Source organism: Caldicellulosiruptor sp. F32, from assembly GCF_000404025.1.
In the GTDB taxonomy this organism is placed as follows: Bacteria; Bacillota; Thermoanaerobacteria; order Caldicellulosiruptorales; family Caldicellulosiruptoraceae; genus Caldicellulosiruptor; species Caldicellulosiruptor saccharolyticus.
On sequence record NZ_APGP01000027.1, the window covers coordinates 34055 to 48077 of the forward strand.

A 14023-nucleotide genomic window follows, 5' to 3' on the forward strand; every position below is an offset into this window, starting at 1 on the left:
ATATTGGAGGTAGAACAATGATCGAAAAGTCTTACGGCCAAGAGCTTTACGAAAAGCTATCCTACACTTCTAAAAATGCATGGGAAGTTTTAAAAGAAGAAGAAAAGCCTTTTGTTTTTGATTTGGCAGAAAAGTATAAGCACTTTTTGAACTGTGCAAAGACAGAAAGAGAAGCAGTTGAATATTTCATAGAAAGAGCTAAAGAAAAAGGATATAAAGAATTTAACAGTAATATCCAAAAATTAAAGCCAGGTGATAAGGTATATTTTGTCAACAATAACAAAAGCATTTTGCTTGCTCATATAGGGAAAAAACCATTGAAAGAAGGATTTAATCTGATAGGTAGCCATATAGATTCTCCACGACTTGATTTGAAGCCAAAGCCACTATATGAGTCAAATGAACTTGCACTTTTGAAGACACACTATTATGGTGGCATTAAAAAATATCACTGGGTAAATGTACCCCTTAGCATCCACGGAGTTGTTGTGAAAAGTGATGGCTCAAAAGTGAAGATTACAATTGGTGAAGATGAAAATGACCCTGTTTTTTATATAACAGACCTTCTTGTTCACTTGTCTTCTGATCAGCTTCAGAAAAAAGCAAGCGAGGCAATTCCCGCTGAGAACTTGAACGTGCTCATAGGAAGTATGCCGTTTAATGATGAGAAAGTGAAAGAAAAGGTAAAACTTAATGTCTTGAAGATTCTGAATGAAAAATATGGTATTACAGAAGAGGATCTTATTTCAGCTGACATTGAGGTTGTGCCTGCTGCAAAAGCACGTGATGTGGGGCTTGACAGAAGCCTAATTGGCGCATATGGTCAGGATGACGGAGCATGCAGTTTTTTAGCAGCAGAAGGCATCTTTTCAATAGATGAAACTCCGGAAAAAACTGCGCTGGTCTATTTGGTTGACAAAGAGGAAATAGGAAGTGTAGGAATATCAAGCGCTGAGGCAAGCTTTTTTGATGTATCAGTTGCAAAGCTAATGAAAGCATTGGGTGAGTACGAGAATAGCCTTGATTTGGCTCTTTGCTTTGAAAACTCAGCAGCAATTTCTGGCGATGTTGCAGCAGCACTTGACCCAACATATGAAGGTGCTTATGATAAGCTCAATTCTACGTTAATTGGCCATGGTGTCACTATTGAAAAGTATACAGGGGTTAGAGGCAAATATAGTGGTTCTGAAGCAACAGCAGAGTATGTAGGCAAAATCAGAAACTTTTTGAATTCAAATAACATCTGCTGGCAGACAGGGCTTTTAGGTAAAGTTGACCAAGGCGGTGGCGGCACAATTGCTATGTTTATTGCAAGAAAAATGATAAATGTAATAGACTCAGGCGTTCCAGTTTTGTCTATGCACTCAACATTTGAAATAACAAGCAAAGTTGATGTGTATATGACTTATAAGTTTTATAGCCAGTTTTTAAGGAAATTTTAAAATATAGTCAATTGACTCAAGGGCTGTTCTTAGGGGATGAGGAGAACAGCCCTTTCAAAAACGTAATACCAGTAAAAAAGCTCAAAGCTATAATAAAAATGCTACAAATAATAAATGTTGTTCGAATACTCAAGACCTTTGTTATTATTCCACCAACAAACAAAGAGATTATTGAAGAAGTGTTTACAAACATAGTATTTAAAGCAAAAATTCTGCCTAAATGTTGGACATCACAGTTTTGCTGAATAATTGTTGTTCGAGAGATTGTGTAAAAAGAATTGAATATTCCATTTAAAAAATGAATAACTAAGGCTAAAAAGAATAAATTATTTAATGAAAAAACGGTTGTTGTGATTCCAAGGCCGAACAAACTCATTATAAAAATCAGTTCAATTTTAATGTGGGCAAGGTATTTATAGGCAAATAAAGAACTTAAAACCATTGCTATACCTTTTGAGGTAAGAATAAATCCATAACCTTGAGAATTTGTTTTTAAGTATTCAAAAACATACATCATCATCAAACCATTCAGTGTTCCTGAGGACAATCCAATTAAACCATTAACCATTAAAGTAGTCCTAATTAAATAGTTAGTTTTTATGTACTTTATTCCATCAGTAAATTTAGGCTTAGAGTAATCATTAAACAAGAGTTTAGAAATTGGAAATTTTTTGTATTCTATCATGAGAACTAATATCATAGATGCTAGAAATGTGAGAGAGTCAATGTAAAAACAATATTTCAAGTTTAACTGGGAAGAAAGCAAACCGCCTATGGATGGACCAATAATCATCATTATAGAATTTAAAGAATTACTTAAACTATTAATTTGCCGAAGTTTTTCTTTTTTAGCTAATTCTACTACAATACTACTTTGGGCTGTTTCATAAAAAACTGTTACTGACGCAATTATAAATACCAATCCTATTACATAATTTGGCAATAGTGACACTAAAAATACCAAGACAGCTCTTATAAAGTCTCCTAACAAGAGTATAGACTTTTTATTATAAGAATCAACTAACTTTCCTGCGACTGTACCAAATAATAGTGAAGGCAATAACATTACAATTGACAAAATTGACATTTTAATTGATGATTTACTCATTTCATATATCAAAGTTAAAACAGCAACTCTGTCAATCCAATTCCCAATATCAGAAATGACCTGTGAGGCTATCAGTAAAGAAATGTTCTTGTTGATTTTCATTGATATTTCTCACCTTAAAAATTAAATTTTTAAATTTTCAATAATTTCCAAAAATTTTATGAAGTAAAGTAAAAAGGGCTTCCCCTTTTTTTGGAGCAAAAGGGTAAAAGCCCTATCACAGATTTATTTCATGCTTTCTATAAACTTCACAGCCTCATCTAAAAGCCTTTTGACCTCGTCTTTGGTGAACTGTTCTGTGTATACTCTCAAAACAGGTTCTGTGCCAGACGCTCTGAAGAGTATCCATGAACCATCTTCAAAGATATATTTATAGCCGTCTAATGTTTGAATCTCTTTAATCTTTCTGCCTGCAAACTCTGTGTTTTGGGAAATCATCTTCAACGTCTTTTCTTTGATTTCGATTGGCAAATGCAGGTCAACTCTGTCATAGTAGTGATAACCTATTTCTTTAAAAAGCTCGTCAAGTATTTGACTGATTGGTTTTTGATAATAAGCCATAATCTCAAGGAGCAGCAAGCTACATAAAATTCCATCTCTTTCAGGTATATGATTTTTAATTCCAATACCTCCGCTTTCCTCGCCACCAATGAGAATGTCTTCTTTTAAGAAAAGTTCGCAGATATATTTAAAGCCAATCGGTGTTTCATAGATTTTGAGTCCGTACTTGTTTGCCAAAATAGGAACCATATTGGTAGTTGAAAATGTTTTTACAACACCACCCTTTAAACCTTTTGCTTCAACTAAATGTCTCAGAAGCAGTGCATATATTCTGTGTGAATCAATAAACTCTCCTTTTTCATCAACAGCCCCTACCCTGTCTGCATCGCCGTCTGTTGCAAGGCCAATGTCTGCGTTGTTTTGGACAACAGTATCAATCAATTTTCCAAGGTTTTTATAAATAGGTTCTGGATTGACTCCTCCAAAGTACGGGTTTCTTTCATCTCTTATCTGGATGTGTTTGATTCCATATTTTTCTAACAAGGTTTTAACATATCCAACTCCAGCACCGTGCATTGGATCGATTATTGCAAAAGGTTTGAATTTTGCAATAAGATTAAGGTCTACAAGCTTTTCAATGTGTTCAAAATAGTCCTTGTCAGCATCTATAAAGGAAAAGAGACTGCTTTCTTCAGGTTCAACAAACTTTACCTCATTTTTATAAAGATGTTTTTCAATTTCAGCAATTATAGACGGTAGTGCAGACCCACCATAATCGCCTTTGAACTTTATCCCATTCCATTGTGGTGGGTTATGGCTTGCTGTAATCATTATAGCGCCAGCTAAATTCATGTTTTTTACAGTAAATGATACAACAGGTGTTGGTGTTGGCTTTTTTGTAAGATATGTCTTTATGCCGTTTGCAACAAGAACACCTGCACAAAGCCGAGCATACTCTTCTGACATAAATCTTGTGTCATATCCTACCAAAACAGGCCTTTTGTCATCAATTTCTTTTATATAGTCAGCAATTGCTTGGGCGACAATCTTTACATTGTCAAAAGTGTAATCCTTACTGATTACTGCTCTCCAGCCGTCTGTTCCAAACTTTATCATCTTGTTTCACCTCCTGCAAACAGTGCATAAAATGTGCTATAATGAATCTTAGAAATAGTCTTATAAATCCTGACAATTATATAGTATACAAAAGTTTCAAGAATTTTTCAAACAAGACAAGATATTTTTTGAATTATTCAAATAAAGAGAGGAAAATCACAATGTCAAGATACCTTGTATATGTTGTCGATGATGAAAAAGATATTTTGGACATTATCTATCAGTATCTGATAAGCAGAGGTTACGAGGTTAAAACATTTGAAGATGCTTCGAGTTTTCTAAAAGAGTTTGAGGAAAATGAGCCTGACATAGTCATATTAGATATTATGCTCCCAGACATTGATGGATATGAGCTGTGCAAAAAAATAAGGAAAAGTAGCAATGTACCAATTATAATGCTCTCGGCTAAAGGTGAAGAGTTTGATAAAGTTTTGGGACTTGAGCTTGGCAGTGATGATTACATATCAAAACCGTTTTCACTACTTGAGCTTGAAGCAAGAATTAAGAAAATTTTACGAAGAGTGGGTAAAGATACTCTTAAAGTTGACAATGTCTTAGAATTTTTTGGAATAAAGGTTGATTTAAATCAGAAGAGTGTATTTTACAATAATGTAAAAGTGGACCTTTCGCCAAAAGAATTTGAGACATTTTTACTTCTCTTTAGGGAGCACTCCAAGGTACTCAAAAGAAGCTACATATTAGAGCAGGTATGGGGAGCCCCGGCTTTATATGATGAAAGAATGGTAGATGATGTGATAAAAAGGTTGAGAAAAAAGATTTTACAGTATAAACTTCCCATCGAGATAAAGACAATGTGGGGACTTGGATATAAACTCGAGGAGAAGAAAGATGAAAATCAGAACTAAAATCTATCTTTCATACTTAGGTCTCATAGTGTTCATATTTGCTACATTTTCGATAATTTTTTATGCTACTTTTAAAAGTAACTTAATAGAACAGGTAAAAACAGATAATTTAAGATTTGCAAAGCTTGTTGAATCCTTTTTTACAAATCAAAGTAAAAATATTAAAAATCTAAAAAAATTTGAGTCATATTTTGAAACATGGGGATATAAATTTCTTCAGGACTATATTGTAATAGTTACTAATGATGGCTCAATTGAGTATTCAAATAAAGAGCTGGATGTTGAAGCGCGAGTAAAAATAATGAAGTTATTTGATGAGAATAAGGAGTTTTCATATAGTTTTGAAATTGGACAATTACAGGAGAAACCTTATTTGTTTACTTTGTATAAAAGTAAATCAAATACACATTTCTTTATCCTTATTATCAGTGACTTAGAAAGAATTTCAATTTTTCAAAAGAGGTTTTTTAGTCTCATTTTCCAGATTGCAATCTTTACTGCGCTCTTGGCAGCTGCAGTTAGTGTGTTTGTATCTAAGCAAATAATTCAGGGTCTTCTGAAGTTAAAAGAAGGAATAATAGAAGCTTCAAAGATGAGGTTTAATAAAAAGGTTGAGGTAGGTTCAAGAGATGAAGTTGGTATGATTGCACATGAGTTTAACAAGCTTATAGAAAAGATTTCAGAGTATAACCAGGCACAGATTAGATTTCTGCAAAACATCTCTCATGAATTGAAAACACCGCTTACTTCTATTCGTGGGTATGCAGAAGTGTTGAAAATGGGACTTTTAGATGTAGAGAAAGCCAATCACGCAGCCGACAGGATAATTGAGCATGTAGATAAGCTAAAGATATTGATAAACCAGATTATAGACCTTACCAAGATTGAATCTGTTGAGAACTATTTTGTATTTGAAAAGAGGAATCTGGAAGATATCCTTTTTGATGCAGTTTTAGACAATGAAGGGTATGCTCTTTCAAAAGGAATTGAAATAGTATTTGAGCCTAACACCAAAATTCCAGTTTTGTGTGATAAAGAAAAGCTAAAAGAAGCTTTTTCTAATATAATTTCTAATTGTATAAGGTATGCTAAAAGTAAAGTAGTGATTGAAATTAAACTTCAAAAGGACGAATTTGAAGTTAGAATAGAAGATAACGGAGAAGGTTTCAAAAATGATGAAATTGACAAAATCTTTGAAAGATTTTTTAAAGGGAAAAGAGGAGAAATTGGCTTAGGACTTTCAATTGCCAAAGCAATCTTTGACAAGCATGGCTTTGCAGTAGAAGCTGAGAATGCTGAACCAGTTGGTGCAAGATTTGTTATCAAAGGCAGTAGCTATAAAGAGCAGTAGTAAAGTTTTCTCTTTATACCACTGCTCTTTTGAGAAGTTCAAACTCTTCCTCTAAAAATAGTTCATTCTTCACCATATCATAAATAATACTTAGTGCTTCTTTTTGACCCAATCCTTTTCGGTATGGTCTATCTTCAATGAGGGCTTGGTATACATCGCATATTCCCACTACTCTATCTAAAAGAGAAAGTTCATCTTTTCCAAGTTTTTCAGGATATCCACTTCTATTTACCCTTTCGTGGTGATTTCCTGCCCAGTTGGAGATTTCGCCTTTGAACACAGGGATTTGGTCTAAAATTAGCTTTGTGTAGTACGGATGTGACTTTATTATGTAAAATTCCTCTTTTGTAAGCTTTCCCTCTTTGTTTAGTATCTCATTTGGTACAACCATCTTGCCCAAATCATGTAAATAGCCAGCAATTTTTAGTTTATATGAAGTTTCATCATCTAATCCCATTATTTTGGCAATTTCAAATACTACCTCTGACAACCCCTGGGAATGAAGATGGGTAAACTTGCTTTTATTGTCAATCAAAAGAGCAATTGCTTCGGAGAATTTGAGCATAGTTTGTATGTCAAAGTAAACCTCATCATCTGGTAAAAGTCCTAAGATGATCTGCCTCAGTTGAGGGTTGTAAAGGTCTAACCAAAATTTATCCTTATCAGTAATATCTAAAAATGCATCAACTATAAATGGATTGAACAAAATGCCTTTATTTTTCCCCACCCACTCTTTTAAATCATCAACCTGTAAATAGTAAGGCTTTGACCAGTTCATGCTTATGTCTATCTGGTCAGCTAAATTTATAATCTGAGAGGCCAATGGCAAAACTCTATAGTCGTATCCGAATGCACCTGAGCCGTTGTAAAAGTCATGATGGTATTTAATGATTTCTGAAATCTCTTCATCTAATGGGAGCTTTCTAACAAACTCATATCCTAACAAGCAATGGTTTTTTGCGAGTTGAATATCCACATGTGAAGCATAAAAATTATTATCCGACACAGTGATACCAATATCATGCAGAAATGATGCGTAATAAATCTTTTTTATCTCGTTTTTTCGATTTGTAACTGTTTTGCAATTTGCAAAGATATGTAAGTGACCTTTGGTGCATGTTCCTTTCTGCCTTGGGCAATGTCTATTAAGTATGAGATTGATAAGAGAAGATTTCCCACACCTATTTTCATAAATCTTTTCCACCACCTTAAACTACTTTGAAACTTCTTTACTTTAAGCTAATTATACATCAAAACCTCGAAAAGTTTTACCAAAGTTTTTTGATAAATTATCCGTCCTTTTAGGAAGTTTTTCAAAATGAAGTCTGAAAAGTAGCAAAAATTGCTTTCAAAAATATAATGTATTAAAAGCCCAATAAAAACTTTTGGGAGGTAATAGGTTAAAAATGGATTGGACTAAGTTTGCATATGATGCACCATATCCAGAGCCAAAAGTTGAAGAGCCAAACAGGCACTATGCAGAGATTTTGCTTGATGACTATGCAGGATATGCAAGTGAATTTACAGCAATTGCACTCTATTCTTACCAGCATTTTATAAGTGATGTAAGAAACAAAGACTTTGCAGAGCTGATTATTGGAATTGCTCGGGTTGAGATGAAACACTTGGACCTTCTTGGTACTACAATTTACCTACTTGGTGCACTGCCAAAATATAGGGGTTCTTACACAACATATGGTCAGTACTGGAATGGGTATTTTGTAAACTACGACAAAGATTTAAAAGACATGATAAAAATTGATATACAATCCGAAAAGGAGGCAATCAAAAATTACAAGAGGCATATCGAAATGATAGATGACAGGTACATCAGAAAGCTTTTGGAAAGAATAATACTTGACGAGGAGAAACACATCAAATTGTTAAAAGATTATCTTGATAGAAAATTTTGATTTGTGGGTATTAAATAAATAACAAGGGAAGTAAAATATACTGAGGAGGTAAAATGAATATGCAAGAAAAATATGTCTGTGGAATTTGTGGTTATGAGATTGTTGATTTAAATTCTCCGTGTCCATATTGTGGTGCTGAACCAAATCACTTTGTAAAGGCGGATGAGGTTGACGTTGAGCTAATTAAAAAAATCTATCAAGAAGGCGGAGCAACTTATTAAAATTTCTCTTGCAAACCGCCTTTTTTTATTATAAAATTATAAAGTCGTTGTGTGGGTAAAAGAAAAAACTACTTAAAAAGCTTGCGATGAGGCAAAAGGTTGCTGCAAAGGTAAAGGACTTTGCAGGGAATTTTTGCTGAGTATGTCTTGTCCTTTGAGACGGGCGACACGGGGAAGGTATGAAAGAATATTTCATGCCCGGTGTTTTTATGCCCGAAGATGGAAAACTCCGGGTATTTTTATATAAAAAGTTCTGACACACACGGCTAAGTTGCCAAGTTCCCCTGTCGCAGATAAAATAAAATAACACTATTTTTAAGGAGGGGAATACATGTCAAAGGCACAAAGAATGCGAATCAAGTTAAAATCGTTTGATTACAAGCTTTTAGATCAGTCAGCAAGGAAGATTGTTGAGACAGCAAAGAGTACAGGTGCAGAGGTATCAGGACCAGTACCACTGCCAACAGACAGAGAGGTAATTACAATTATCAGGGCACCACACAAGTATAAGGATTCGCGTGAACAATTTGAAATCAAAACTCACAAAAGACTTATTGACATTATCAAGCCCACACAGAAAACAGTCGATGCACTTATGAGAGTTGAACTTCCTGCAGGTGTTGACATCGAGATTAAGCTAAAGGAGGTGTAAGCACATGACAAAGGGTATACTTGGCAAAAAAATAGGTATGACACAGGTTTTTGATGAGGCAGGGAAGGTAATACCTGTCACAGTAATTGAAGCAGGGCCATGTGTTGTTGTTCAAAAAAAGACAGTTGAAAAAGATGGTTATGCAGCTATTCAAGTGGGTTTTGAGGATATAAAAGAAACCAAACTAAACAAGCCTTTAAGAGGTCATTTTGCAAAACACGGTGTAAAGCCGAAGAGATATTTGAGAGAATTGAGGCTAAAAGATGCAGATAAATATGAAGTTGGGCAAGAGATAAGGGTTGATATCTTTTCACCTGGCGAAAGAGTAGATGTAACTGGTATTTCAAAAGCTAAAGGATTCCAAGGTGTTATCAAAAGACATGGTCAGCAAAGAGGTCCTATGAGCCACGGTTCTATGTATCACAGAAGAGTTGGTTCAATGGGTTCTAATACATTCCCTGCAAGAACATTCCCAGGTAAAAAGATGCCTGGTAGAATGGGTGGTCAGAGAGTGACAGTTTTGAACTTGCAGGTTGTAAGGGTTGACCCAGAAAGAAACCTGCTTCTTGTAAAGGGAAGTGTTCCAGGAAATAAGAATTCACTTTTAATAATCCGAGACTCAGTTAAGAGCAAATAAGCTTTAAGTTTTAGGAAGGAGGAAAAAGAATGCCAAAGGTTCCGGTTTACAATATAGAAGGGCAACAGATTGGTGAGATTGAGCTTAATGACTCAATCTTCAATGTTCCTATAAATACTCATGTTTTGCACCAAGCTGTTGTTGCACATCTTGCAAACAGACGTCAGGGGACATTTGCTGCAAAGACAAGAGCAGAAGTCCGTGGTGGTGGTAGAAAGCCATGGAGGCAGAAAGGAACAGGTAGAGCAAGACAAGGTTCTATCAGAGCTCCCACATGGAGAAAAGGTGGCGTTGTATTTGCAAAAAAACCAAGAGATTTTTCAATAGACCTTCCAAAGAAAGTAAGAAGACTTGCTTTAAAATGTGCACTGTCTTCCAAAGTCAAAGAGAACAATCTCATTGTGCTTGACAAATGGGATATGAACCAGTATAGAACAAAAGAGGTAATCAGGGTTTTAAAGAATTTAGGGCTTGAGAATGAAAAAGCCTTGATAGTAATTCCTGAAAGGAATGAATATTTACAAAAGTCAACAAAGAACATTCCGGAAGTAAAGACATTGCAGGTAGGAAACTTGAATGTGTTTGATATACTAAAATATGACAAGTTTATTATCCTCCAGGACGCTGTAAAGAAAGTAGAGGAGGTGTACGCATAATATGTTGCCAGAAGAGATAATTAAAAGGCCAATAATAACAGAAAAGAGCATGAGCATGATTCCACAGAAAAAATACACATTTGAAGTTGATAGAAGAGCTAACAAAATTGAGATAAAGAAAGCTGTTGAGCAGCTGTTTGGCGTTGAGGTTGAAAAGGTTTGGACAATGAATGTAAAACCAAAGAGAAAGAGAGTAGGAAGATTTGAAGGAAGAACGAAGGCATGGAAAAAGGCCATTGTTAAACTTACAGACAAGAGCAAGACAATAGAGTTTTTTGACAGCTTAATTTAATTGAGCATAAATGCTAATAAGGAGGGGAAAAAAGGTGGGTATAATAGTCTACAAGCCTACATCGCCAGGCCGCAGAAATGCATCAGTTTTGAACTATAAAGAGATCATTACAAAGACAGAGCCTGAAAAATCCTTAGTATTTACAGAGAAGAAATGGGCAGGAAGAAACAATCAAGGAAGAATTACTGTTCGTCATAGAGGAGGCGGACATAAGAAAAAGATAAGAATTGTTGACTTTAAAAGGGATAAGGATGGTATTCCTGCAAAGGTTGAGGCTATCGAGTACGACCCAAACAGAACAGCATTTTTGGCACTCTTATGTTATGCAGATGGTGAAAGAAGATATATCTTAGCACCTGAGGGCTTAAAAGTGGGAGACACTGTTATGTCAGGTCCTAATGCAGATATTAAAGTTGGTAATGCTTTGCCACTTAAATATATTCCTGTTGGTACAATGATACACAATATTGAGCTATATCCCGGCAGAGGCGGTCAGCTTGTGAAAAGTGCAGGTGCAGTTGCACAGCTCATGGCAAAGGAAGGCAAATATGCTCTTATCAGACTTCCATCTGGTGAACTCAGATATGTAAGCCAGGAGTGCAGAGCTACAATAGGTCAGGTTGGAAACTTAGACCATGAGAATGTCAGAATAGGAAAAGCTGGACGTAAAAGATGGATGGGTATCAGGCCAACAGTTAGAGGTTCTGCAATGAACCCTGTTGACCATCCACATGGTGGTGGTGAAGGTAAAGCACCAATTGGTCATCCAGGGCCACTTACACCGTGGGGCAAACCAACATTGGGTTACAAGACAAGAAAGAAGAATAAACCATCAGACAAATTCATTGTCAAGAGAAGAAAATAATATAAAAGCAGCTTTATAAGTGAGGAGGGATAAGCGTGGGCAGATCTTTAAAAAAAGGTCCTTATTGTGACCCAAAGCTTTTAAAAAAGATTGAAAAACTAAACCAGAACAATGAGAAAAAGGTTATCAAGACATGGTCTCGAAGGTCAACAATTTTGCCTCAGATGGTGGGTCATACAATAGCTGTCTATGATGGAAGAAAGCATGTGCCTGTGTATATAACAGAAGAGATGGTTGGACATAAGCTTGGCGAGTTTGCTCCAACAAGAACATTCAAAGGACATGGGCATCACACAGAAAGGTCAACTGCGCTGAAATAAAAATTATTGTGGTTTTGGGATTTTAGTGTTCAATTGTTAGAAGGGAGGAGAAGCTTGTGGAAAAGGCTGTAAATACAAATACTGAAGTGAAAAAGGCAACAGCTACCTTGCGCTATGCAATGATATCGCCACGAAAGGTCAGAATAGTTATTGATCTTATCAGAAATAAACCTGTACAAGAAGCTTTGAATATATTGAAATTTATACCAAAAAGAGGTGCAAGGTTTGTTGAAAAGCTTCTAAAGTCGGCGATTGCTAATGCAGAAAATAACCATAACATGAATGTTGATAAACTCTATATAGCAGAGATTTATGCAAACGGTGGACCTATGCTAAAAAGAATAAGACCGAGAGCACAAGGAAGAGCCTTCTTGATTAGAAAAAGAACAAGCCATATCACAGTTGTACTCAAAGAAAGAGAGTAACTTTTGATAAGGAGGGAAATAAATGGGTCAAAAGGTTCATCCAAAGGGGTTTAGGCTTGGGATTATCAAGGACTGGGATTCAAGATGGTTTGCAAATGACAAAGATTTTGAAAAGTATTTACTTGAAGACTACAAAATCAGACGTCATATTAAGGAAAAACTCTACAATGCAGGAATTTCAAGAATTGAGATAGAAAGAGCTGCAAAGAGAATAAAAGTTATAATTCATACAGCAAAACCGGGGATTGTTATAGGAAGAGCAGGTTCTGGTGTTGAGGCTTTGAGAAAAGAGCTTGAAAAGATTACAGGTGGAAAGACAATTTCACTTGATATAAAGGAGATTAAGGTACCAGAGCTTGATGCACAGCTTGTTGCAGAGAATATTGCTGCTCAGCTTGAAAAGAGAGTTTCATTCAGAAAGGCTATGAAACAAGCAATGGCAAGAGCACTTAGAAGTGGTGCAAAAGGTATCAAGACGATGGTATCTGGCCGACTTGGCGGTGCTGACATTGCAAGAACTGAGTGGTATAAGGAAGGAAGAATTCCTCTCCAGACTTTAAGGGCAGACATTGACTATGGATTTGCAGAGGCTCATACCACATACGGAAGAATTGGTGTTAAAACGTGGATATATAAAGGCGATGTGTTGCCGCAAAAAGGAGCAGCTGCTGAAAAAGGAGGAGATAAATAATGCTTATGCCAAAGCGTGTCAAGTACAGAAAACAACAGCGTGGCAGAATGAAAGGAAAAGCAACAAGAGGCAACTTTGTTGCATACGGTGATTTTGGTATTATGGCATTAGAGCCAGGTTGGATTACGAGCAATCAGATTGAGGCAGCCAGAGTGGCTATTGCAAGACATATAAAAAGAGGCGGTAAGGTTTGGATAAAGATATTTCCTGACAAGCCTGTGACAAGAAAACCTGCAGAGACACGAATGGGTTCTGGTAAAGGTTCGCCTGAGTACTGGGTTGCAGTAGTAAAACCAGGAAGAGTTATGTTTGAGGTGGGCGGTGTTGATGAAGAGGTTGCAAAAGAGGCTTTAAGACTTGCTATCCATAAACTACCAATAAAGTGTAAGATAGTTTCAAGACAAGATGTGGAAATGGGTGGTGAGGTAAATGAAGGCGTCTAAGATTCGTGAGATGACAAATCAAGAGCTTCACAATGAGCTAAAGAAGTTGAAAAATGAACTTTTTAACTTGAGATTTCAGCTTGCAACAAACCAGCTTGAAAATCCAATGAGAATTAGAGAGGTTAAAAGAACAATTGCAAGAATAAAGACAATCCTAAGAGAAAGAGAACTTGAACAAGAAAAAGCGAATAAAAATGCAAAATAAAGTAGATTCTGAGGAGGGAATTTAAGTGGAGCAAAAGAGAGGCATGAGAAAGACAAGAATTGGCGTTGTTGTTAGCGATAAAATGGACAAAACCGTTGTAGTTGCAGTAGAAACTTTGGTACAGCATCCTCTTTATAAAAAGACTATAAAAAGAACAACTAAATTTAAAGCACATGATGAGAACAATGAATGCAAAGTTGGTGACAAGGTTTTAATAATGGAGACAAGACCGCTTTCTAAAGAAAAGAGATGGAGAGTTGTGCAGATTTTAGAAAGAGCAAAATGATTAAAACCAAACCTTAGGTTTTAAAAGGAGGGA

General features: G+C 35.7%; 19 protein-coding genes. 16 read left to right on the forward strand and 3 right to left on the reverse strand.

Features of this window, described 5'->3' with window-relative positions:
* Positions 1-17: 17 nt before the first annotated feature.
* Entirely contained in the window at positions 18-1442 is a 1425-nt protein-coding gene (locus tag H964_RS02025; protein ID WP_039764283.1) for an aminopeptidase, read from the forward strand.
* A gap of 16 nt (positions 1443-1458) precedes the next feature.
* Here H964_RS02025 and H964_RS02030 read toward each other — a convergent pair whose 3' ends face one another.
* Together H964_RS02030 and H964_RS02035 are read right to left on the reverse strand one after the other, a co-directional pair.
* Positions 1459-2652 (reverse strand): MFS transporter, encoded by a 1194-nt coding sequence (locus H964_RS02030; protein ID WP_039764284.1) that lies wholly within the window; start codon positions 2650-2652, stop codon positions 1459-1461.
* Between the two features lie 123 nt (positions 2653-2775).
* Positions 2776-4167 (reverse strand): phosphoglucomutase/phosphomannomutase family protein, encoded by a 1392-nt coding sequence (locus H964_RS02035; protein WP_039764285.1) that lies wholly within the window; start codon positions 4165-4167, stop codon positions 2776-2778.
* A gap of 161 nt (positions 4168-4328) precedes the next feature.
* Here H964_RS02035 and H964_RS02040 point away from each other — a divergent pair, with 161 nt between their 5' ends.
* Together H964_RS02040 and H964_RS02045 are read left to right on the forward strand one after the other, a co-directional pair.
* A complete protein-coding gene (locus H964_RS02040) occupies positions 4329-5033 on the forward strand; it encodes a response regulator transcription factor (RefSeq protein ID WP_039764286.1) in 705 nt (234 codons plus the stop codon).
* A complete protein-coding gene (locus H964_RS02045; protein WP_039764287.1) occupies positions 5017-6384 on the forward strand; it encodes a sensor histidine kinase in 1368 nt (455 codons plus the stop codon). The genes H964_RS02040 and H964_RS02045 overlap by 17 nt, the downstream gene beginning before the upstream one ends.
* 13 nt (positions 6385-6397) lie before the next feature.
* On the opposite strand, the gene H964_RS02050 is transcribed toward H964_RS02045, so the two are convergent.
* Positions 6398-7588 (reverse strand): HD domain-containing phosphohydrolase, encoded by a 1191-nt coding sequence (locus H964_RS02050; protein ID WP_237738167.1) that lies wholly within the window; start codon positions 7586-7588, stop codon positions 6398-6400.
* A 202-nt stretch (positions 7589-7790) separates the two neighbouring features.
* Between H964_RS02050 and H964_RS02055 the strand changes: the two genes are divergently transcribed.
* The 13 genes from H964_RS02055 to rpsQ all read left to right on the forward strand — a co-directional run bounded on the left by H964_RS02055 (position 7791) and on the right by rpsQ (position 13990).
* Positions 7791-8297, forward strand: a complete 507-nt coding sequence (locus H964_RS02055; protein ID WP_011917795.1) for a ferritin-like domain-containing protein — start codon at positions 7791-7793, stop codon at positions 8295-8297.
* A 59-nt stretch (positions 8298-8356) separates the two neighbouring features.
* On the forward strand, positions 8357-8518 hold the full coding sequence (locus tag H964_RS12580) for a hypothetical protein (protein WP_011917794.1): 162 nt from the start codon (positions 8357-8359) through the stop codon (positions 8516-8518).
* Positions 8519-8849: 331 nt separating this feature from the next.
* On the forward strand, positions 8850-9170 hold the full coding sequence (gene rpsJ / locus H964_RS02060) for a 30S ribosomal protein S10 (RefSeq protein WP_011917792.1): 321 nt from the start codon (positions 8850-8852) through the stop codon (positions 9168-9170).
* A 4-nt stretch (positions 9171-9174) separates the two neighbouring features.
* Positions 9175-9807 carry a 50S ribosomal protein L3 gene (rplC, locus tag H964_RS02065; RefSeq protein ID WP_039764288.1) on the forward strand — a complete coding sequence of 211 codons (633 nt, stop codon included), beginning with the start codon at positions 9175-9177 and terminating at the stop codon, positions 9805-9807.
* A 29-nt stretch (positions 9808-9836) separates the two neighbouring features.
* Positions 9837-10463 (forward strand): 50S ribosomal protein L4, encoded by a 627-nt coding sequence (gene rplD / locus H964_RS02070; protein ID WP_039764290.1) that lies wholly within the window; start codon positions 9837-9839, stop codon positions 10461-10463.
* Between the two features lies 1 nt (position 10464).
* On the forward strand, positions 10465-10755 hold the full coding sequence (gene rplW, locus H964_RS02075) for a 50S ribosomal protein L23 (protein WP_011917789.1): 291 nt from the start codon (positions 10465-10467) through the stop codon (positions 10753-10755).
* Positions 10756-10789: 34 nt separating this feature from the next.
* Entirely contained in the window at positions 10790-11620 is an 831-nt protein-coding gene (gene rplB / locus H964_RS02080) for a 50S ribosomal protein L2 (protein WP_039764293.1), read from the forward strand.
* Positions 11621-11655: 35 nt separating this feature from the next.
* The gene (rpsS, locus tag H964_RS02085) at positions 11656-11940 is read left to right on the forward strand and encodes a 30S ribosomal protein S19 (protein WP_011917787.1); all 285 of its coding nucleotides are present in this window, start codon (positions 11656-11658) and stop codon (positions 11938-11940) included.
* Between the two features lie 56 nt (positions 11941-11996).
* Positions 11997-12365: a 50S ribosomal protein L22 gene (gene rplV / locus H964_RS02090; protein ID WP_011917786.1), complete on the forward strand. Its 369-nt coding sequence runs from the start codon at positions 11997-11999 to the stop codon at positions 12363-12365.
* A gap of 22 nt (positions 12366-12387) precedes the next feature.
* On the forward strand, positions 12388-13056 hold the full coding sequence (rpsC, locus tag H964_RS02095) for a 30S ribosomal protein S3 (protein WP_011917785.1): 669 nt from the start codon (positions 12388-12390) through the stop codon (positions 13054-13056).
* Entirely contained in the window at positions 13056-13499 is a 444-nt protein-coding gene (gene rplP / locus H964_RS02100; RefSeq protein WP_039764296.1) for a 50S ribosomal protein L16, read from the forward strand. Before rpsC ends, rplP begins: the two co-directional genes overlap by 1 nt.
* Complete coding sequence (gene rpmC / locus H964_RS02105) at positions 13486-13704, forward strand: 50S ribosomal protein L29 (protein ID WP_011917783.1); 219 nt, start codon at positions 13486-13488, stop codon at positions 13702-13704. The genes rplP and rpmC overlap by 14 nt, the downstream gene beginning before the upstream one ends.
* Positions 13705-13729: 25 nt before the next feature.
* A complete protein-coding gene (rpsQ, locus tag H964_RS02110) occupies positions 13730-13990 on the forward strand; it encodes a 30S ribosomal protein S17 (protein WP_039764298.1) in 261 nt (86 codons plus the stop codon).
* Positions 13991-14023: the final 33 nt, after the last annotated feature.